Here is an 18299-nt window from a genome sequence, read left to right as displayed (position 1 = left end):
CGGTCGGGATCAGAGGCTCGCGAGGCCGTCGTCGAGCAGGTCGCCGAGCACCTCGCGGGCGTGCCCGTCCGAGTCGACGCCCTCGTAGACGTCGTGCACCTCGCCGTCCGCGAGGACGAACGTGGTGCGCTCGGTGACGCCGCCGGAGCGCCGGTCGACGTCGAACGCGTCCGCCACCTCGCCGTCCGGGTCGGCGAGCAGGTCGAAGTCGAGGCCCTCGTCGTCGGCGAACTCGCGGTGGTCCGCGACGGTGTCGGCCGAGACGCCGTACACGTCGACGCCGGCGTCGCGGTAGCTCTCCAGTTCCGCCTGGAACTGCCGCGCCTCCGTCGAACAGCCGGGCGTGCCGTCCTTCGGGTAGAAGTAGACGACGGTCGGCGACGCGAAGTCGGGCCGGACCGTCTCGCCGTCCTGGTTGGGAGCCGCTACCTCGGGGGCGTCGTCGCCGTGCGCGAGTGGCATACAGACCCTCCCGCGCCGGCGGCCAAAAACCTTCAGTACAGCACGTGCTCGCTGTCGTAGGAGCCGAGGCGGCGGACCCACCCCTCCTCGGCGATGGCTTCGAGCACCTCCAGGGCCTCCTGCGTGCGCTGCTCGTACAGGCCCGCGGCGACGTCGATGTGGAAGACGTAGTCGCCGAGGCGCTCGCCGCTGGGACGGGACTCCACCCGCGTGAGGTTGATGTCGCGCTCGGCGAACGGTTCGAGCAGTTCCAGCAGGAGGCCGGGGTAGTTGGCGTTCGGGTAGACGATGAGGGAGCTCTTGCCGCCGGCCTCCGAGCGGTCGCTCATCGGCGCGAGGACGAAGAAGCGGGTCGCGTTGGAGGTGCGGTCCTGAATGTCCTCTGCGAGCACCTGCAGGTCCTCGCCCGCGTTGTCGGGGTGACCGATGGCGGCGACGGTCGGGTCCTCCCGGGCGCGCTGGACGCCGCGGGCCGTGCTCGCGACGGCCTCCAGTTTCGCGGAGGGGTACTCCCGCTCCAGGTAGTCCCGACACTGGGCGAGCGCCTGCGAGTGGCTGGCGACGACGGAGAACTCCGAGCCCTGCGCGAGCAGGCCGTGGCGGATCGGCGTGACGATCTCCCTGACGACCGCGACCTCGTTGTCGGCGAGCGCGTCGAGCGTCTCCGTGACGCTCCCCTCGATGCTGTTCTCGATGGGCACGACACCGCGGGGGTACTTCCCGCTCGCGACGGCCCCGACGATGCCGGCGACCGACTCGCGGAACTCCACCGCGTCGGCGACGGCGCTCGCTGCGCGGTGTGAGTACGTCCCTTCCGGCCCGAGGGTGACTGCTTTCATCGCTCGTTCATGCTCGCCTCACCGTCAAAAGGACTCTGGTGTCCGCAACGGACTCCCTCGCGTCGGCCGGAGACGGCCCGACGCGCTCAGACGAACGCCTCCAGATCGAGCGTCGAGAACTCGTGGGTGAGCCGGACCGCATCGCCGTCCTGGTCGTACTCGGCGACGCCCGCGTCCGCCATCTTGGGGACGTGGGTGTGGTAGAGGTTCATGTAGACGGACTTCACCTCCTCCTCGGGAACCGCGGCGACGCTCCGCGCGTCGTGTTCCATCCGGGCGACCTCGTCCGCGAGGTCGGCGAGCGCCATCGGGTTCCGGTACCGCTGGAGGCAGTAGAGCGCGTACCGGCGGCGCTCGCGCGACAGGACCTCGAAGAGCGCGTCCGTCTCTACCGCGCCGTCCGCGACGTTCCGCGCTTTCTGGTTCATGCAAAGGAAATCGGTTGCGCGCCCCATCCCGATACCGCCAAAGCATTTTGGTACCGGCGCTCGCGGAGACGCGACAGCGAAGACGGCCCGCTGCCGGACGGAAATCCGGAGAACGACCCCCAACAGGGAGTGATACGCCGACGCGGCGAGCCGAGCGCAACGTTCCTGTTACTCGGTTAATCAAAACAACGCGAGAACGTGAAAAAGGTGCGTCTTACGTATCCGTAAACGCTACCTGTTACCATGTCTACGCTGCCGGTCGACGAATTCTTCGACGCCGTCGCGGACGTCCAGCGGTGGCGGTTGCTCGTTCGCCTCATGGAGCACAACCCGCAGGACCCCGGAGAGATCACGAGCGAGCCGTGGGAGATGACGGAGGCGGAGCGGGAACTGGTCAAGATGCACCACGTTCACCTCCCCAAACTCGAGGAATACGGGTTCGTCGAGTGGCACAGGGACGAAAACGAGGTCGTCAAAGGGCCCCGGTTCGACGAGATCCGGCCGCTGCTCGAACTCATCGAGGCGAACCGGTCAAAGGTTCCCACCGGCTGGGTGTAACCTCCGGTATAGCGGACGTACAGGGCGGACGAGGCATCGCCGACGTCGACAGTCGCGGAATCGATCGGCTCCTTTTCAGCGGCTTCGCGAGCGATCCACCGCGTTGCCGCTGTCGGTGCGGGAATATAGCTGCCTCGGACTGCCGCAGTAAGTGTTCACTAGCGCGAAACTGCCACCGAAGGTGGCAGCCGACGTGCATCGTCGTGGTTGGGCCGTGACGATGCACGCCGCTTGTGTGTATCCGCTGTCTACTCAAATACCTTGTGTGATTATTTGAGTGAATTCGGGATTCGGTGCGGAAAGCCGCTATCGGGTGGTACGCCGCGTCGATGCCAGCGGTTTGGTGAGGGAGGAGTATCGGTATACAAATCCTTTTCCCCTTCACGGCCCTCTGTCGACGTGTTCGGACCTCCGAATGCGTGGTTGGGCCATGTCAGAGCAAAATCCTACATCAGAGGCGGTTAGTTTACTGCAGGAGCTGGGCCTGCAAGAGTACGAAGCGCGCTGTTTTATGGCGCTGACGCAGCTATCGCGGGGAACCGCGAAGGACGTCCACGAGCTGTCGGGCGTCCCGCGGACGCGCGTCTACGACGCCTTGCGCGTGCTGGAGTCGCAGGGGCTGGTCGAAGTCCAGCACACGAGCCCTCAGCGGTACCGTTCCGTCGGGATCGACGAGGCGACGGAGACCCTCCGGAACCGGTACACGTCCCGCATCGAGACGCTGGAGACGCATCTCGAGGACGCCGAATCCCGCGAGGCGGACCCCGAAGACGAGGAGCTACAGGAGGTGTGGTCCCTGATGGGCCACGACGCGATCGAGTCGCGGACGCACGACCTCCTCGAAGAGGCGGACTCCGAAGTCGCTCTGCTCGTCGTGGACGAGGACCTCCTCGACGACGAGTTGTTCGACCAGCTGCGCTCGGCGATGGACCGGAACGTGACCGTCGTCCTCGGCGGGCTGACTCAGGCTATCGCCGACCGACTCCGGTCGGAACTCCCCGCCGCGAGCGTGTTCGAGACCAGCCTCGACTGGCTGGTCGGGGAGGACGACGAACCCGAGGTCGCCATCAGCCGGATCATGCTCGTCGACCGGGAGACGCTCCTCGTCGGGTCGTTCTACCCGGCGCGCGGCGGGGAGACCCACGAGCAGGCGATCTTCGCCCGCGGCCTCGAAAACGGGATGGTGGTGCTCATCCGCCGACTGCTCTCCTCCGGCCTCTCCGGGATACACAACCCGACGCAGTGAGGCGACGAGTCGGGCGATCCCGCGTTCGACCGCTTGCGGCCACGCTCTGACCGATCCAGGCTGTCGTTACCGGCCGTTCTCGAAGGGTCTGCCGCGTCGGCCGCCTCGGCACGGACGGCGAACCTTCCGTCGTCGAAATACCCGCGATCGTACACTTACGGCCGTCCTCTAGTCGTATCCTGAACTACGACTAAGGACGTCGCGCCCGTCGAACCGGACATGCTCGACTCGGCAGCAGAGAGCGGACGGGGGGAGATAGACGTCGAGGTATCGACGAGCGAGCGCGACCGGAAATCCGTCGTGAAGACGCCGCTTTTCAGGCTGGGCCGCGCCCTGTTCGGCGGCATCCTCGCGTTCATGGCGATCGACAACTTCCGGAACCTCGACGAGCGTATCGGGTACGCCGAGGCGAAGGGGGTCCCGTTCCCCAACGTGTCCGTGCCCGCGGGCAGCGCCAACCTCCTCCTGGGCGGCGTCGGGATCGCGCTCTGGCGCATGCCGGCGACGGCCGCCGCCGCCGTGGCGTCGTTTTTCCTCACGACGACGCCGCTGATGCACGACTTCTGGGCCGTCGACGACCCCGAGCAGCAACAGCAGGAGACCTTCCAGTTCCTGAAAAACGCCGCGCTCCTCGGCGCGGCGCTCGCCTTCCTCCGCGTCGGGCGGCGGGAGGAGGCGGCGAAGCGCCGGTCCTGACCCGGCCGCGCGGACGCACTGCCCGGTAGACCGCTTCGTACCGCTTTTCGGACCGTTCCTCACGAATTAGGGCGTGGCGCTCGTCGCTAGGGACGCATGAGCCACGTAGACGCGACCACGGAGTCCGGCGGCGACGGAGCGGAGCGCGGCGAAGCGAACACCGGATCGGGCCTCTCGACGGCGATGGGGTCCGTCCGGCGGGCCGCCCGGTCTGGGACCCTGTTCGGCACGGTCGGCGCCGTCAGCCTCCTGCAGGGCGTCCGGCGCCTCCGCCGCGGCGAGGTCGGGGGCGGCCTCGCTCGCCTCATCGCCGGCGGGGCGTTCGTCGCGGCGGCGCGCGCCCAGCGCGGGTCGTCCGGCGGGAGCGAGGCGTTCGGCGGCGACCGGGGCACCGGGATCGACCAGACGGACGTGGTCGACACCGGCGTCGACCTCGGCGATGCGGCCGAGGGAGAGTCGGGCGACGACTCCGGCGCGTCCGGCGACGAAGCCGCCGAAGTCGCGGGGTCGTCCGCCGACGTGGAGGACGTCGCGGGGGCCGACACGGACGACGTTCCGCGCGCGAGCGGCGACGAGGCGGCCGACGTGGCCGGATCGTCCGCCGACATCGAGGACGCCGGGAAGTCCGGGACCGAACTGGACAGCGGCGCGGACGACGGCGGCGTCGACCAGACGGACGTAGTGGACACCGGCGTCGGCGAGGGCGACGAAGGGGAAGAAGACGAGAGGGAGTAGGACCCACGGAAAACGAGGAGTTGAGGGGCTGTGTAGCGGCGACAGAAGGCGGGAAAGAGCGGGTTACTGTTTCCCGGTGGGACGGAGCCTCACCGGTTCAACGTGTGGATCGCGTGTCCCAGCGCGTTCTCGCAGGCCTCCATCACGGCCTCGGCGAGCGTCGGGTGGGTGTGGATCGTCGCGGCGACGTCCTCTAGCGTCGCGCCCATCTCGATCGCGAGGCCGAGTTCGGCGATCAGTTCGGACGCCTCGGGGCCGACGATCTGCGCGCCGAGCAGGAAGCCGCTCCCCTCGTCGGCGACGACGCGGACGAACCCCTCGCTGTCGCCGGTCGTCAGGGCGCGGCCGCTGGCGCGGAACGGGAACTCGCCGACTGCGGGATCGAAGCCCTCCTCTTCGGCCTCTTCCTCGGTGAGGCCGACGGTGGCGATCTCGGGATCGGTGAACACCGCGGCGGGGACGGCCTGGTAGTCCAGCGCGGCCGGTTCGCCGGCAATGACCTCCGCGGCGACCTGCCCCTCCTTGCTCCCCTTGTGGGCGAGCATCGGTTCGCCGGCGACGTCGCCGACGGCGTAGACGTGGCTCTTGTTCGTCCGGGCGCGGTCGTCGGTCTCGATGAAGCCGTCGTCGTTCGTCTCGACGCCCGCCGCCTCCAGGTTGAGCGTGTCGGTGACGGGTCGCCGGCCGACGGCGACCATCACCTTGTCGGCGTCGAACTCCGCGGTCGCGCCGCCGTCGGCCTCCGCGGCGGCCTCCTCCTCGACGGCCTCCGTCGAGACGCGGATGCCGTCGTCGGTCTCCTCCCACCCGGTCGCGGTCTGACCGAAGTGGAAGTCGATGCCGAGCTCCTCGGCGCGCTTCTTCACCGGGCGCGCGAGGTCGGACTCGTAGCCCGGGAGCGCGGAGTCGAGCATCTCGACGACGGTGACCTCCGTGCCGAGCTTCGCGAAGACGGTCGAGAGCTCCATGCCGATGTAGCCCGCGCCGACGACGACCATGCGCTCGGGGAGTTCGTCCAGCGCGAGCGCCTGCCGCGAGTCGAGGACGGGCTCGTCGTCGAAGGAGAACCCCGGGATCTCGATCGGCGTCGACCCGGTCGCGATGATCGCGTGCTCGAACTCGATGGTCTCGCTGCCCTGGCCCTCGCCGCCGTGGGCGACGCGGACGCTGTTCTCGTCGGCGAACTCCGCGCGCCCCTCGATGAGGTTGACCCCATTGGCCTTGTTCAGCTTCTCGACGCCGCCGGTGAGCTGGTCGACGACGCCGTCCTTCCAGTCGACCATCGCCGAGAGGTCGACCGCGGGGTCGGCGTGGATCCCCATCTCCTCGGCGTTGCCCGCCTCGTGGGCCACGTCGGCGGCCGTGATCATCGCCTTCGACGGGATGCAGCCGTAGTTGAGGCAGGTCCCGCCGTAGGCGTCTTTCTCGACGAGCGTCACGTCGAGGTCTAACTGGCCGGCGCGGATGGCGGCGACGTAGCCGCCGGGCCCAGCGCCGATGACCAGCACGTCAGTTCCGGTTGCGATGTCTCCGACGACCATTATTCTAGCAACAGAAGCTCCGGGTTCTTCAGGTATTCTTTCACGCGATTGGTGAATCGCGCGGCGTCCGCGCCGTCGACGATGCGGTGGTCGGCCGACAGGGACAGCGGCAGGGTGTGTCGCGCGACCACCTCGCCGTCCTCGACGACCGGGCGCTGCTTGATCGCCCCGAGCGCGAGGATGGCGACCTCGGGGTGGTTGATGATCGGCGTCGCGTACTCGCCGCCGATGCCGCCGATGTTCGTGACGGTGAACGTGCCGCCCTGCATCTCCTCGCGGGCGATCGAGCGGTCGCGCGCCTTCTGGACCAGCTCGTTCATCTCCGAGGCGATCTGGAGCAGGCCCTTCTCGTCGACGTCGTCGACGACCGGCACCATCAGGCCGGCGTCGGTCGCCGTCGCCACGCCGACGTTGTAGTAGTTCTTCTTGACGATCTCCTCGTTCTCCTCGTCGAGGCTGGCGTTGACGACCGGGAACTCCTTCAGCGCCGCCGTGACGGCCTTCATGATCAGCGGCATGTAGGTGAGCTTGATCCCCCGGTCCTCCGCCTTCTCCTTGAGGCGGCCGCGGGTCTCGACGAGGTCGGTCACGACCACCTGGTCGTGGTGGGTGATGTGGGGCGCGGTGAACTTCGAGCGCTCCATCGCGTCGCCGATCGTCTTGCGGATGCCGCGGTACGGCTCGCGCTCCTCGCGCTCGGCCGGCTCCGCGCGCTTCGCGAGCGCCTCGGTGTCCGCGGCCTGGGCCTCCTGCTGGGCCTGCGCGTACTCGCGGACCGCCTCCGGCGTGACGAACGGCTCGCCGTCGCGCTCCTCGGTGGCGGGGACGGCGTTCAGGTCGACGCCCTCCTCCTCGGCGATGCGCCGCGTCGCGGGCGCGGCCAGCGTCCGGTCGCGGTCGGCGGACTCGACCTGCCGGCCGCCGGCGGCCGCCCCGCTCGCCTCGGCGGTCGCGCCGGCGCCGCCTGCCGCTCCGTCGCCGCTCTGTGCGCCCTCGGCGCCTTTCGACCCGGCTGCCGATCCGCCGGCGTCGGCTCCGCTCGCCTCCGTCGCGGCGGCGGGTTCGGACCCGCCCTCCGCGGCGGCGCGCACGTCGTGCTCGGTGACGCGGCCGCTCGGGCCGCTCCCGTCGACCGCGCCGATGTCGACGCCGAGTTCGCGGGCGAGTCGCCGGGCGCTCGGCGCGGCGAACACGCGGCCCTCGGGGGTCGCCGTCTCCTCGTCGGCGGCGACGGCCGTCTCGGCGCCCTTGTCCCCGGCGGGCTCCGCCTCGGCCTCTGGCTCGCCCGACGCGGCCCTGGCGGCCTCTCCTTCGGTCTCCTCCTCGACGGGTTCGCCCTCCACGTCGAACGTGATGATCACGTTCCCGACGGGGACCATCTCGCCCTCGTCGGCGAGGATCTCGCGGACGGTGCCGTCGACCGGCGCGGGCACCTCCACGACCGCCTTGTCGGTCTCCACCTCGGCGACCGGCTGGTCCTCGGTGACGGCGTCGCCCTCGTCGACGAGCCATCGGACGATCTCACCTTCGCTGACGCCTTCGCCGACGTCCGGAAGCTTGAATTCGCGTACCATAGTGTAGTAGCCTTCGCGTACCTCCTTAGAACTCGACCGCGTCGCGGATGCCGTCCTTGATCCGCGCCGGCTCCGGCAGGTAGTAGTCTTCGAGCGCGTACAGCGGGAAGGGGGTGTCGAAGCCCGTGATCCGCTCGACCGGCGCCTCCTGGTACAGCAGCGACTCCTCCTGAATGATGCTCGTGATCTCCGCGCCGAGTCCGCCCGTCTTGGGCGCCTCGTGGACCACGGCGGCGCGGCCGGTCTTCTCGAACGAGTCGACGATGGCGTCGCGGTCGAGCGGCGACAGCGTGCGCAGGTCGACCACCTCGACGTCGATCTCGCCTTCCAGGTCCTCGGCGGCCTCCAGCGTCGGACGCGTCATCGCGCCCCACGTGAACACCGAGACGTCGCTCCCCTCCCGGCGGACGGCGGCCTCGCCGAGGGGCACCTCGTAGGACTCCTCGGGGACCTCGCCGCGGAACGCGCGGTAGATGAGCTTCGGTTCGAGGAAGATGACGGGGTCGGGGTCGCGGATGGCCGCGGTCAGCATCCCCTTCGTGTCGTACGGCGTCGAGGGGATGGCGACCTTGAGGCCGGGCTGGTGGACGAAGAAGGCCTCCGTCGACTCGGAGTGGTGCTCGGGCGCGCGGATGCCGCCGCCGTACGGCGCGCGGATCACCATCGGACAGGTGTACCGGCCGCGGCTCCGCGTGCGCAGGCGCGCCGCGTGGGAGACGATCTGGTCGAACCCGGGGTAGATGAAGCCCAGGAACTGGATCTCCGGCACCGGGCGCAGGCCGTACGCGGCCATCCCGATGGCGGTGCCGACGATGCCGGACTCCGCGAGCGGCGTGTCGATGACGCGGTGCTCGCCGAACTCGTCGTACAGCCCCTCGGTGGCGCGGAACACTCCGCCGTTCTTCCCGACGTCCTCGCCCATCACGAGCACGTCGTCGTCCCGTTCCATCTCCGTCTCCAGTCCGTCTCTGACCGCCTGTACGAGCGTCAGGTCTTGAGATTCTGCTGCCATAGTTACTCCTCCAGTAGGGCGTCGTCGCCGTGCGTTTCGCGGATCCGCTGGAAGTACTCCAGTTGCTCCTGGAGCCGCTTCGGCATGTCCGCGTAGACGTGCGCGAAGATCTCCTCCGGGTCCGGCCGTTCGACCGACTCCGCCGCGTCGATGGCGTCGGCGACGTCCTCCTCGATGCCGGTCTCGATCGCGTCGATGCGCTCGTCGTCGAGCCGTCCCGTCTCCTTCAGGAACGTCTCCATCCGGGGGATCGGGTCCTTCTGCTTCCAGCGCTCGACCTCCTCCTCGTCGCGGTAGACGGAGGGGTCGTCGGCGGTGGTGTGCGCGCCGAAGCGATACTGCACCGCCTCGATGAGCGTCGGGCGCAACTCGCCGGCCCCGGGGTCTTTCGTCCGCTCGACGGCCTCGCGGGTGACCTTGTACACGGCCAGCGGGTCCATCCCGTCGACCTGCACGCCCTCGAAGCCGTAGGCGTGGGCCTTCTGGGCGATCGTCTCGCTCGCCGTCTGCCGTTCGCGGGGCACCGAGATGGCCCACTGGTTGTTGTTACAGAAGAAGACCGTCGGCGTGTCGAACACGCCGGCGAAGTTCAGTCCCTCGTGGAAGTCGCCCTCGCTGGTCGCGCCGTCGCCGAAGTAACAGAGGAACGCCCGGTCCTCGCCTTTCAGCTTCGACGCCCACGACGCGCCGGTCGCGTGCGGGATCTGCGTCGCGATGGGGACGGCCGAGGTGAAGACGTTCAGGTCCTCGGGGATGTGCATCCCCTCCTCGCTCCCCATCCAGTACAGCAGGGTCTGCTTCAGCGAGAGGCCGCGAACCAGCGCCGCGCCGTGCTCGCGGTAACTGGGGAACAGCCAGTCATCCTCGTCGAGCGCGTGGGCGCTCCCGATCTGCGCGCCCTCCTGTCCGGACAGCGGGGGGTACGTACCCATCCGCCCCTGCCGCTGCAGGCTGACGGCCCGCTGGTCGAACCGCCGGGCGAGCCGCATCTCCCGGTACATCTCGACCAGTTCCTCGTCGGAGAGGTCTGGCACCTCCGCGTCGTCGAGTACCCTCCCGGCGTCGTCCAGCACCTGTACGCGGTCCTGGGGATCGTGCTGTAGCGTACTCACGGTCGGACCCACCTTGGCATATCTGCATGGACAATCGCTCGGGTTATATGATTTTCGTAAATAATTTACTATCAACTCCATTCTTGCCAGGCCATCGCAAGCTCGTGGGGAAGAACCCGGAGACGTGAAACGAACGAACGAAATAGTCGAGTATTAATTAAAAACTGGAACCGATCGATCCGATCAGGGCGGATCGGTGGACGATCGGTCGGGAGCGGTCGCGGGACCGCCGTCGGATCCGCGGCGGTTTCCTCGGCCGTCGCGGCCTCACCCGACCGTTCGGGCCTCGGCGCGCGCCTCCGAGACGCTCTTGCCCTCCCGCAGCAGGGCGTCGACGAACAGCTCCCCGGCCTTGTACGAGGAGCGGACCATCGGCCCGCTGGCGCAGTAGAGGAAGTCGAGTTCGTCCTCGGCGACGCGCCGCCACGTCTCGTACTTGTCCGGATGGACGTATGACTTCACCGGCAGGTGGTCCCGCGAGGGCCGGAGGTACTGCCCCAGCGTGACGATGTCCACGTCGGCCTCGCGGAGGTCGGCGAGCGTCCGGTACACCTCGTGGTCGTACTCGCCGTGGCCGAGCATGACCGAGGTCTTGGTGTAGATGTCGGACTCCCGGCCGACCTGTTCGAGCACGCGGAGGCTCTGATCGTATCCCGCGCGGGGGTCACGCACCGTCCCCTGGAGGCGCTCGACGGTCTCGACGTTGTGGGCGATGACGTCCGGACCGGCGTCGATTATCTTCCGGACGAGGTCGGGGTCGCCCTGGAAGTCGGGGATCAGCACCTCGACGAGGATGCCGGGGTGGCGCCGTTTTATCTCCCGGATCGTCTCGGCGAAGTGGCCCGCGCCCTGGTCGGGGAGGTCGTCGCGGTCGACCGAGGTCAACACGACGTAGTCGAGGCCGATCTCCGCGACGGCGCCGGCGACGTTGGCCGGTTCGTCCGGGTCGAGCGGCTGGCCGCCGCCGGTGTCGACGTCGCAGAAGCCGCAGTTGCGCGTACAGGAGTCGCCCATCAGCATGAACGTCGCCGTGCCGCCGCCGTCGCCGCCGCGGCCGCTCCAGCACTCGCCCATGTTCGGGCAGTTCGCCTCCTCGCAGACCGTGTGCAGGTCGCGGTCCCGCAGCGACTCCTTGATCCCGGTGAACTCCTGTCCCGCCGGCGGTTGTATCTTCAACCAGTCGGGCTTCCGCAGGCGACTCATGGTCGATCCTGAAGTTCCATACGGTGAAAAACGTGGTGTATTCCCCAACGCCCGATCGGCCAGCCGTGCGACTGCGCCGATTTTTCGACACCGAAAGTATGAAAGTATTCGCGGTCGCCGGCTTGTACTATCAAAAACTATGTGGGATACGTCTCCGGACGATATCACCGATGGACGGATCTCCCGGGCCCTCGTCCTTCTCGCCGCCCCGCTCGTGGTCCAGAACTTCGTGCAAGTCGTCCAACAGGTCGTCGACACCTTCTGGGTCGGCCGCATCGGTGAGGACGCCGTCGCGGCCGTGGGACTGAACTACCCCGTGACGGCGATGCTCACCTCCGTCGCCATCATGGCGCCGCTCGTCGGCACGCAGGTCATCGTCTCGCAGCGCGTCGGCGCCGAGGAGTACACCGGCGCGCGCCGGATCGCCGTCCACGGGATCGCCGTCGGCGTCGCGCTGGCGCTCGTCGTGACGGCCGCAGCGGTCGCCGGCGCCGAGACGATCGTCGACCTCCTCGGTGCGGGTGACGACGTCGCGCCCCTGGCCGTGACCTACCTCGCCACCTACGCCTTCGCGCTCGTGCCGATGGCCGCGAGCGACGTGCTCGAAGGCGGTTTCGTCGGCTGGGGCGACTCCCGCGCGGCGCTGTACGTCAACGTCGTCGCGGTGGTCGTCAACGTCGGCCTCGACCCGATCCTCATCTTCGGTCTGGGGCCGATCGACGGCTACGGCATCCGGGGGGCGGCGCTCGCCACCGTCGCCGGTTACACCGCGGGGTTCGTCCTCGCGCTGGCGATGGCGCTCGGCCTCCGCGACAGCTTCACGCTGACCCGCGAGGCGGTGGCGTTCAGGGTCGACGAGTTCCGCGAACTGCTCGACGTGGGCGCGCCGTCGTCCGCCCGTCGCCTCGCGCAGGACGGCGTCAGGGTCGTCATCGTCGGCATCGTCGCGACCGTCGGCGGCGCGGCGGGGCTGGCGGCCTACACCGTCGGCGCGCGCGTCGCGAGCGTCGCGTTCATCCCCGCCACCGGGCTGAGTCAGGCCGCCCAGAGCGTCGTCGGCCAGAACCTCGGGGCCGAGCAGCCCGACCGCGCGCGCCGGACGACCTGGGTCGGCGTCGGCATCGCCGCCGCGGCGCTCACGGCCGTCGGCGCGATCCAGTGGCTGTTCCCCGCGTCGCTCACGCAGGTGTTCGTCCCCGACGTCTCCGAGGCGGCGCTCGGTCTCACCGTCGACTACCTTCGGATCCTGGCGTACGGGTACTGGGCCATCGGCGCGACGTACGTCCTGCGCGCCGGGTTCAACGGGGCGCGGCGGACCCGGACGAGCATGGTCGCCTCGCTGCTGCAGTACTGGGCCCTGCGCCTCCCGATCGCCGTCGCCGGCGTCGTCCTGCTCGACATGGGGGTTCACGCCGTCTTCTGGGCCGTGACGCTCTCGAACGTCGCGGCCGCGGTCGGCCTCGGCGCGTACTACCGCTACAGCGTCGAGTCCGGGATGTTCGACCGCGCCGCGGCGCAGGCGGTCGCGGACGACTGAACGCCGCGGCCGACCGCGTTCTTCCTCGCCGTCCCTCGGTTCCGCTCGTCCCCGCTATCCTCCGAGAAGGAAACGCATTTGACCCCCGGACCCCCCGAACCACACGATGGAAGTCGCCGAGACGGTCCCGGAGTTCGCCGACGCGTTCGCGTTCGAGGAGTTCAACGAGATGCAGCGCGAGGCCTGGGAACCGATCCTCGACGGCGACGAGAACGTGGTCGTCAGCGCGCCGACCGGCAGCGGCAAGACCGCGCTCGCGGAGCTCGCCATCTGCAAGGCGCTCCGCGACGGCGGCACCGCCCTGTTCATCGCGCCGATGCGCGCCCTGACCAACGAGAAGGAGAGCGAGTGGGAGGGGTTCGAGGACCTCGGCTACTCCGTCTACGTCGTCACCGGCGAGCGCGACCTGAACCCCCGGCGCGCCCGCCACGCCGACATCCTCGTGATGACGCCGGAGAAGGCCGACTCCGCGACCCGGAAGCACGACACCCCGCGCTACTCCTTCATCACGGACGTGGACTGCTGCGTCATCGACGAGGTGCACCTGCTCGACTCCGACCGCCGCGGGAGCGTCCTGGAGGTGACCGTCTCCCGCCTCCGCCGGCTCTGCGACCCGCGGATCGTCGCGCTGTCGGCGACGATGCCCAACATCGACGACGTTGCGGCGTGGCTCGACGCGCCGGCAGAGACGACCTTCGACTTCGACGACGACTACCGCCCCGTCGACCTGACGGCGGGGGTGAAGACGTACACGCACGGCGACAACCCCTTCGAGGACAAGTACCGGCGGCTCTACCGCGCGCTCGACCTCGCCGAACCGCACATCCGCGACGGCGGGCAGGCGCTCGTGTTCGTCTCCTCGCGGCAGGACACCGTACAGGCGGCGAAGAAGTCCCGCGACGAGATCGCCGAACGGGACGTCCCGGTCGGCGCGCGCGGCGACTACGACTTCCACACCGAGACGAAGCGCCTGGAGAACGAGACGCTCCGGAAGTCCGTCCTCGACGGCGTCGCCTTCCACCATGCCGGCCTCTCGAAGAACGACAAGGACCTCGTCGAGCAGTGGTTCAAGGAGGACAGGATCCAGCTGCTGTTCTCCACGTCGACGCTCGCGTGGGGCGTGAACCTCCCCGCGCGCTGCGTCGTCATCCGGGACACGAAGCTCCACGACCCGCTCGAAGGCGAGGTGGACATGAGCCCCCTCGACGTGCTCCAGATGCTCGGCCGCGCCGGGCGACCGGGCTACGACGACGAGGGGTTCGGCTGGGTCGTCTGCGACCGCTCGGATGCGGACAAGTACCGCCGGCTGCTGCGGGACGGCAAGGAGATCGAGTCCCGCCTCGCGGAAGACTTAGACGCGCACCTCAACGCCGAGATCGCGATGGGCACCATCCAGGACCTCGACGACGTGATGACGTGGCTGGAGACGACGTTCTACTACGTCCGCGCCCAGAGCAAGCCGACGGAGTACGACTTCGAGAACCTCCGCGAGCGGGTGCGCGGCGAACTCGAACGCCTCGTCGACCGCGGCTTCGTCGAGACCGACGAGAACCTCGGCGTGGAGGCGACGGGGCTGGGCGTGCTCGCCTCGAAGTACTACCTCCGGCTCGCCACCGCCGAGCGGTTCCACGCCCTCACGGAGCGCGAGTCGATCACGACCGACGCCGTCCTCCAGACCGTCGCGGGCGCGACGGAGTTCGACAGCGTCAGCGCGCGCCAGTCGGAGCGCGACGCGGTCGACGCGGTGCTGACGGGGCAGAACGCCGGCGACCTCGACCCCGGCCCGCGGAAGGTGCTCGCCATCCTCCGCTCGTCGATGACGGGGTCGACGCCGGCCGACCTGCGCAGCGACGCGTGGGTGATCCGCCAGAACGCCGTCCGCCTGCTGTCCGCGCTGCGGGCCTTCCTCGAGCGCTTCGCCGACCCCCACGCCGCCAACCTCGCCCGCCGGGTCGAGGCCCGCGTCGAGAACGGCGTCGGCGACGCCGCCGCGGGCCTCACCGCGGTCGACGGCGTCGGGGCCGGCCGCGCGAGCAAGCTCGCGAAGGAGGGCATCGAGACGCCCGGCGATATCGTCGCCGCCGGCGTCGACGGCCTCGCCGCCGCGGGCCTCTCGGAGGGTGTCGCCGAGCGCGTCGTCGAGAGCGCGGGCGAGTTGCCGGCCGTCTCGATCGAGTGGGGCGACTTCCCCGAGACCGTCGCGCGCGGCGAGAACGAGATGCGCGAGGTGACGGTCGGCAACGCGGGCGGGGCGGCCCGGGCCGGCCTCCGCGTCACCGTCAACGGGGTCGAGATGACGACGACGGAGGGCTACCTCGACGACGAACTCACCGTCCCCGTCGGCGTGTTCGGCGGGAGCGACGACGAGATGGAGTTCACCGTCAGCGTCGCGTTCCCGGACCTGCCGACGGTGCCCGTCGAGGAGCGCCGGACGGTCCGCGTCGAGTGACGGCGGGCCGCGCTCGGCGGCGACACTGGGGGCGATCTGCGCTTTTTTGTCGGGTGCGAACGACCCGACGGTATGGTCATCCGGACGCTCGCTGCCCGCGGTGCCCTCCCAGTGCGCGAGTACGGCGCGCTCTTCCTGTTGCTGCTCGCGTCGATGCTTCTGGAGACCGCCGCCGCAGCGAGCGTAGGCGCTCTCCGCGACCTGATGCCGGTCCCCCTCGACCCGCGACTGGTGGGTGCGGCGGTGTACGCGTCGCTCGGCGTGGCGACCCTCGCCGCTGCCTACGCCGCGGTCCGTCGCCTTCGAGACTCGGCCGACGGACTCGAACGCCACGAACTCGTCCAGATTGGCGGGGCGACGGCGCTGTTCCTGCTCGTCGTCGGGTACGTCTTGCACGGGGCGATGGACCTCCCGGCGCTCCCCGGCGACGTCGTCACGTCGCTCCTCCGCGGCGCGGTGGCGATGGCGCTGCCGGCGTTCGTCTACGCCGAAGCGCGGGGGTTCGACGTGCGCGCCGGGGTGCCGGACCCGAGTGCGGTTTTCCTTGCCGGAGCGACGGCCCTCTCGTCCGCGCTCGCCGGGCTGGGAGTGATCGCGGTGTTCGCGGCCACCGCCGATCCGCTCCTCGTCTCCCTCGACCGTGGGGTCGCCCCCTCGTCGATACCGGCGTCCGTGCTGCTGTGGCGCGTGGTCGTCCCCGGCGCACTCGTCGGGGCCGGGTCGGGGGTGCTGTACCACGGCGCGGTGCAGGAGAGCCTCCGCGAATGCGCGGGCCCGCCCGTCGCGGTTGCGGTGGTCGCGGCGCTCGTCGGCGTCACGACGTGGGTCTCCGGGGAGATCGGCCGAACCACGGCCGTCGCAACATCGGCCACCGGCGCAGGATCGGCGCTGACGACCGCCGCGGCGGTCCTCCTCGTCTCGCTTCCGGCCGCGTTCCTCGTCGGGCGGGGCGTCCGGCGCCTCCCGCGGGTGGTCGACGTCGAGGTGACGCCGCTCGTCGCGGCGGCGGTCGCCGTCCTCGTCGTCGGGGTCGCGGTGCTCGGCGCGTCCGTTGTCCGGTCGTACCCGGAGGCGTTCGTGGCCAACGTCGTCGGCCTCACGGTCGTCGCGGCCGCCGCCGGAGTGGGCTACGAGCGGTCGCGATCGGTGTGGGTGCCCGCCGCCGGGTTCGCCTCGTACCTGATCGTCGTCGACGGGGACCTCGCGCTGTACCTCGTGCGGGTCCTCGGCTGACTGTCGGTCGCGACGCTCCGCGGATGGCGTCTGTCGCCGGCGAGCGCGGCGGTTCCCCGCCGCGGTCTCGCCGGTGCGAGGGGCGTCACTCCGTCCGCGAGAGCAGTTCCTCACGCAGCTCCTCGGCCCCGTCGGCCACCGCGTCCGCCTCCGAGAGGTCCATCTCGGCGTTCGTCTCGGTCCGGTAGCCGATCGCGGTCATCCCGGCCGCCTTGGCGGACTTTACGCCGTTCTTCGAGTCCTCGACCGCGATGCAGTCCGCGGGGTCGACGCCGACCTCCCTCGCGGCGTGCTCGTACACGTCCGGTTCGGGCTTGCTGTCGGCGTCGACGTCGTCGGCGCTGATCACGGCGTCGAACTCGCCGTCGATGCCGAACCGCTCGGTGACCATCCCGATCCACTCGTGGGGCGAGGACGACACCACCGCGACCCGCAGGCCGCGGTCGTGCAGGGCCGCGAGCAGGTCGCGAAAGCCCGGCATCAGGTCGACCTTCTCCGCGTAGATATCCCCGGCCGCGGACTCGTAGTACTCCAGCCACTCCTCGCGGCCGACCGAGACCTCGTAGCGCTCGTCGAGGTAGTCGTATATCTCCCGGTAGTTGATCCCGGTGATCTCGTCCTCCGAGACCTCCTGGCCCTCGACCGCGGCGGGCAGGATCTCCTCGGTCTCGAGCTCGACCCAGAAGTCCTCGGAGTTGACGATCACGCCGTCCATGTCGAACAGCACAGCCTTCGGAGACACGACCTGACCGACGGCGCGCACCGCCAATAGTGCTGTCCCTCGGGTTTAAGTACCGAACCGCGGCCACCCCGGTCCATGTCCGCGACGGACTCCACCGACCCGATCCGCGTGCTGGCCGGCGACTGCACGGTCGTCTTCGACGGCGACCGCCGCGAGGAACACCGCGGCCGCGTCACCGTGGTCGTCAAGCCCGACAACACCGTGCTGGTCCACGACGCCGACGGCTACCAGCCCGTGGCGTGGCTCACCCGGGCGGACGCCGTCGCCTGCTCGCGCGACGAGGGGTTCGCGGTCGACGCCCGCGCCGGCGACCAGCGCCTCCGGGTCGTCGCCCACGCCGAGGACGGGTTCGCGCGCTACCCCGCCAGCGAGGCCGGAACACCCGTCGGCGAGTGCCCCGACTGCGACGGGACGCTGGTCCGGACCGGCGGCGCCGTCTCGTGTCTCGGCTGCGGCGCGCGCCACGGCCTCCCGGCGGGCGCGACGGTCACCGACGAGCGCTGCGACTGCGGTCGCCCCCGCCTTCGGGTCGAGCGCGGTCAGCCGTTCGACGTCTGCCTCGACCGCGAGTGCGACCCGCTCGAAGACGCCGTGAAGGCGGCGTTCGACCGCGCCTGGGACTGCCCGGACTGCGGCGACGACCTGCGGATCCTGCGCCGCGGCGGCCTGCTCGCCGGCTGCGACGCCTACCCCGACTGCGAGGCGAGCTTCTCGCTCCCCGGGGGGACGGTCGTCGGCGAGTGCACCTGCGGCCTGCCGCTGTTTGACACCGGCGGCCGGCGCTGTCTCGACGGGACCTGCGAGGCGCGGTGAGCGCTGGGCGGTCTGTTCGCCCGCCTCTCGGACCTCGCTGGTCGTGTCCCCGCTCGCCCGTTCCGAGATCCTCGCTGCGCTCGGGTCTCGCGGGTCTCGCGCTCGCTACCGCAGGCCCT

Annotated in this window: 17 protein-coding genes; 8 read left to right on the top strand and 9 right to left on the bottom strand. The window is 70.0% G+C overall.

Annotated features, from left to right (window positions below):
* Positions 1–9: 9 nt before the first annotated feature.
* From D8670_RS01415 to D8670_RS01405, 3 genes are all read right to left on the bottom strand, one after another.
* The gene (locus tag D8670_RS01415; RefSeq protein ID WP_121816321.1) at positions 10–462 is read right to left on the bottom strand and encodes a peroxiredoxin; all 453 of its coding nucleotides are present in this window, start codon (positions 460–462) and stop codon (positions 10–12) included.
* A 32-nt stretch (positions 463–494) separates the two neighbouring features.
* Positions 495–1301 (bottom strand): prephenate dehydratase, encoded by an 807-nt coding sequence (gene pheA / locus D8670_RS01410; RefSeq protein WP_121816320.1) that lies wholly within the window; start codon positions 1299–1301, stop codon positions 495–497.
* 86 nt (positions 1302–1387) lie between these two features.
* On the bottom strand, positions 1388–1729 hold the full coding sequence (locus D8670_RS01405) for a DUF7344 domain-containing protein (RefSeq protein ID WP_121816319.1): 342 nt from the start codon (positions 1727–1729) through the stop codon (positions 1388–1390).
* Between the two features lie 243 nt (positions 1730–1972).
* Here D8670_RS01405 and D8670_RS01400 point away from each other — a divergent pair, with 243 nt between their 5' ends.
* From D8670_RS01400 to D8670_RS01385, 4 genes are all read left to right on the top strand, one after another.
* Entirely contained in the window at positions 1973–2287 is a 315-nt protein-coding gene (locus D8670_RS01400) for a DUF7344 domain-containing protein (protein ID WP_121816318.1), read from the top strand.
* A gap of 430 nt (positions 2288–2717) precedes the next feature.
* Positions 2718–3533: a TrmB family transcriptional regulator gene (locus D8670_RS01395; protein ID WP_121816317.1), complete on the top strand. Its 816-nt coding sequence runs from the start codon at positions 2718–2720 to the stop codon at positions 3531–3533.
* A 219-nt stretch (positions 3534–3752) separates the two neighbouring features.
* Positions 3753–4229, top strand: a complete 477-nt coding sequence (locus tag D8670_RS01390) for a DoxX family membrane protein (RefSeq protein ID WP_121816316.1) — start codon at positions 3753–3755, stop codon at positions 4227–4229.
* Between the two features lie 96 nt (positions 4230–4325).
* The gene (locus D8670_RS01385) at positions 4326–4964 is read left to right on the top strand and encodes a hypothetical protein (RefSeq protein ID WP_121816315.1); all 639 of its coding nucleotides are present in this window, start codon (positions 4326–4328) and stop codon (positions 4962–4964) included.
* A gap of 89 nt (positions 4965–5053) precedes the next feature.
* On the opposite strand, the gene lpdA is transcribed toward D8670_RS01385, so the two are convergent.
* The 5 genes from lpdA to lipA all read right to left on the bottom strand — a co-directional run bounded on the left by lpdA (position 5054) and on the right by lipA (position 11406).
* The gene (gene lpdA, locus D8670_RS01380; protein ID WP_121816314.1) at positions 5054–6505 is read right to left on the bottom strand and encodes a dihydrolipoyl dehydrogenase; all 1452 of its coding nucleotides are present in this window, start codon (positions 6503–6505) and stop codon (positions 5054–5056) included.
* Complete coding sequence (locus tag D8670_RS01375) at positions 6505–8079, bottom strand: dihydrolipoamide acetyltransferase family protein (protein ID WP_121816313.1); 1575 nt, start codon at positions 8077–8079, stop codon at positions 6505–6507. The genes lpdA and D8670_RS01375 overlap by 1 nt, the downstream gene beginning before the upstream one ends.
* A gap of 25 nt (positions 8080–8104) precedes the next feature.
* On the bottom strand, positions 8105–9091 hold the full coding sequence (locus tag D8670_RS01370) for an alpha-ketoacid dehydrogenase subunit beta (RefSeq protein ID WP_121816312.1): 987 nt from the start codon (positions 9089–9091) through the stop codon (positions 8105–8107).
* 2 nt (positions 9092–9093) lie between these two features.
* Positions 9094–10203, bottom strand: a complete 1110-nt coding sequence (pdhA, locus tag D8670_RS01365) for a pyruvate dehydrogenase (acetyl-transferring) E1 component subunit alpha (protein WP_121817530.1) — start codon at positions 10201–10203, stop codon at positions 9094–9096.
* A 267-nt stretch (positions 10204–10470) separates the two neighbouring features.
* Entirely contained in the window at positions 10471–11406 is a 936-nt protein-coding gene (gene lipA, locus D8670_RS01360) for a lipoyl synthase (RefSeq protein ID WP_121816311.1), read from the bottom strand.
* A 139-nt stretch (positions 11407–11545) separates the two neighbouring features.
* Between lipA and D8670_RS01355 the strand changes: the two genes are divergently transcribed.
* From D8670_RS01355 to D8670_RS01345, 3 genes are all read left to right on the top strand, one after another.
* Positions 11546–12943, top strand: coding sequence for an MATE family efflux transporter (locus tag D8670_RS01355; protein WP_121816310.1), 1398 nt, complete (start codon positions 11546–11548; stop codon positions 12941–12943).
* A gap of 106 nt (positions 12944–13049) precedes the next feature.
* On the top strand, positions 13050–15392 hold the full coding sequence (locus D8670_RS01350; RefSeq protein ID WP_121816309.1) for a DEAD/DEAH box helicase: 2343 nt from the start codon (positions 13050–13052) through the stop codon (positions 15390–15392).
* A 72-nt stretch (positions 15393–15464) separates the two neighbouring features.
* Positions 15465–16625 carry a hypothetical protein gene (locus D8670_RS01345; protein ID WP_121816308.1) on the top strand — a complete coding sequence of 387 codons (1161 nt, stop codon included), beginning with the start codon at positions 15465–15467 and terminating at the stop codon, positions 16623–16625.
* 85 nt (positions 16626–16710) lie between these two features.
* Here D8670_RS01345 and D8670_RS01340 read toward each other — a convergent pair whose 3' ends face one another.
* Positions 16711–17367 carry an HAD family hydrolase gene (locus tag D8670_RS01340; protein ID WP_259370040.1) on the bottom strand — a complete coding sequence of 219 codons (657 nt, stop codon included), beginning with the start codon at positions 17365–17367 and terminating at the stop codon, positions 16711–16713.
* A 75-nt stretch (positions 17368–17442) separates the two neighbouring features.
* Between D8670_RS01340 and D8670_RS01335 the strand changes: the two genes are divergently transcribed.
* Positions 17443–18180, top strand: a complete 738-nt coding sequence (locus tag D8670_RS01335) for an endonuclease NucS domain-containing protein (RefSeq protein WP_121816307.1) — start codon at positions 17443–17445, stop codon at positions 18178–18180.
* Positions 18181–18299 lie beyond the last annotated feature (119 nt).

The organism is Halostella limicola (assembly GCF_003675875.1).
In the GTDB taxonomy this organism is placed as follows: Archaea; Halobacteriota; Halobacteria; order Halobacteriales; family Natronoarchaeaceae; genus Halostella; species Halostella limicola.
This window is presented reverse-complemented; position numbering and strand designations above follow the sequence as displayed.

What these genes read in the sequence shown, in the direction of transcription:
- D8670_RS01415 (WP_121816321.1), bottom strand. Translation starts at nt 462, where the DNA reads ATGCCACTCGCGCACGGCGACGACGCCCCCGAGGTAGCGGCTCCCAAC.
- pheA (WP_121816320.1), bottom strand. Translation starts at nt 1,301, where the DNA reads ATGAAAGCAGTCACCCTCGGGCCGGAAGGGACGTACTCACACCGCGCA.
- D8670_RS01405 (WP_121816319.1), bottom strand. Translation starts at nt 1,729, where the DNA reads ATGAACCAGAAAGCGCGGAACGTCGCGGACGGCGCGGTAGAGACGGAC.
- D8670_RS01400 (WP_121816318.1), top strand. Translation starts at nt 1,973, where the DNA reads ATGTCTACGCTGCCGGTCGACGAATTCTTCGACGCCGTCGCGGACGTC.
- D8670_RS01395 (WP_121816317.1), top strand. Translation starts at nt 2,718, where the DNA reads ATGTCAGAGCAAAATCCTACATCAGAGGCGGTTAGTTTACTGCAGGAG.
- D8670_RS01390 (WP_121816316.1), top strand. Translation starts at nt 3,753, where the DNA reads ATGCTCGACTCGGCAGCAGAGAGCGGACGGGGGGAGATAGACGTCGAG.
- D8670_RS01385 (WP_121816315.1), top strand. Translation starts at nt 4,326, where the DNA reads ATGAGCCACGTAGACGCGACCACGGAGTCCGGCGGCGACGGAGCGGAG.
- lpdA (WP_121816314.1), bottom strand. Translation starts at nt 6,505, where the DNA reads ATGGTCGTCGGAGACATCGCAACCGGAACTGACGTGCTGGTCATCGGC.
- D8670_RS01375 (WP_121816313.1), bottom strand. Translation starts at nt 8,079, where the DNA reads ATGGTACGCGAATTCAAGCTTCCGGACGTCGGCGAAGGCGTCAGCGAA.
- D8670_RS01370 (WP_121816312.1), bottom strand. Translation starts at nt 9,091, where the DNA reads ATGGCAGCAGAATCTCAAGACCTGACGCTCGTACAGGCGGTCAGAGAC.
- lipA (WP_121816311.1), bottom strand. Translation starts at nt 11,406, where the DNA reads ATGAGTCGCCTGCGGAAGCCCGACTGGTTGAAGATACAACCGCCGGCG.
- D8670_RS01355 (WP_121816310.1), top strand. Translation starts at nt 11,546, where the DNA reads ATGTGGGATACGTCTCCGGACGATATCACCGATGGACGGATCTCCCGG.
- D8670_RS01350 (WP_121816309.1), top strand. Translation starts at nt 13,050, where the DNA reads ATGGAAGTCGCCGAGACGGTCCCGGAGTTCGCCGACGCGTTCGCGTTC.
- D8670_RS01345 (WP_121816308.1), top strand. Translation starts at nt 15,465, where the DNA reads ATGGTCATCCGGACGCTCGCTGCCCGCGGTGCCCTCCCAGTGCGCGAG.
- D8670_RS01335 (WP_121816307.1), top strand. Translation starts at nt 17,443, where the DNA reads ATGTCCGCGACGGACTCCACCGACCCGATCCGCGTGCTGGCCGGCGAC.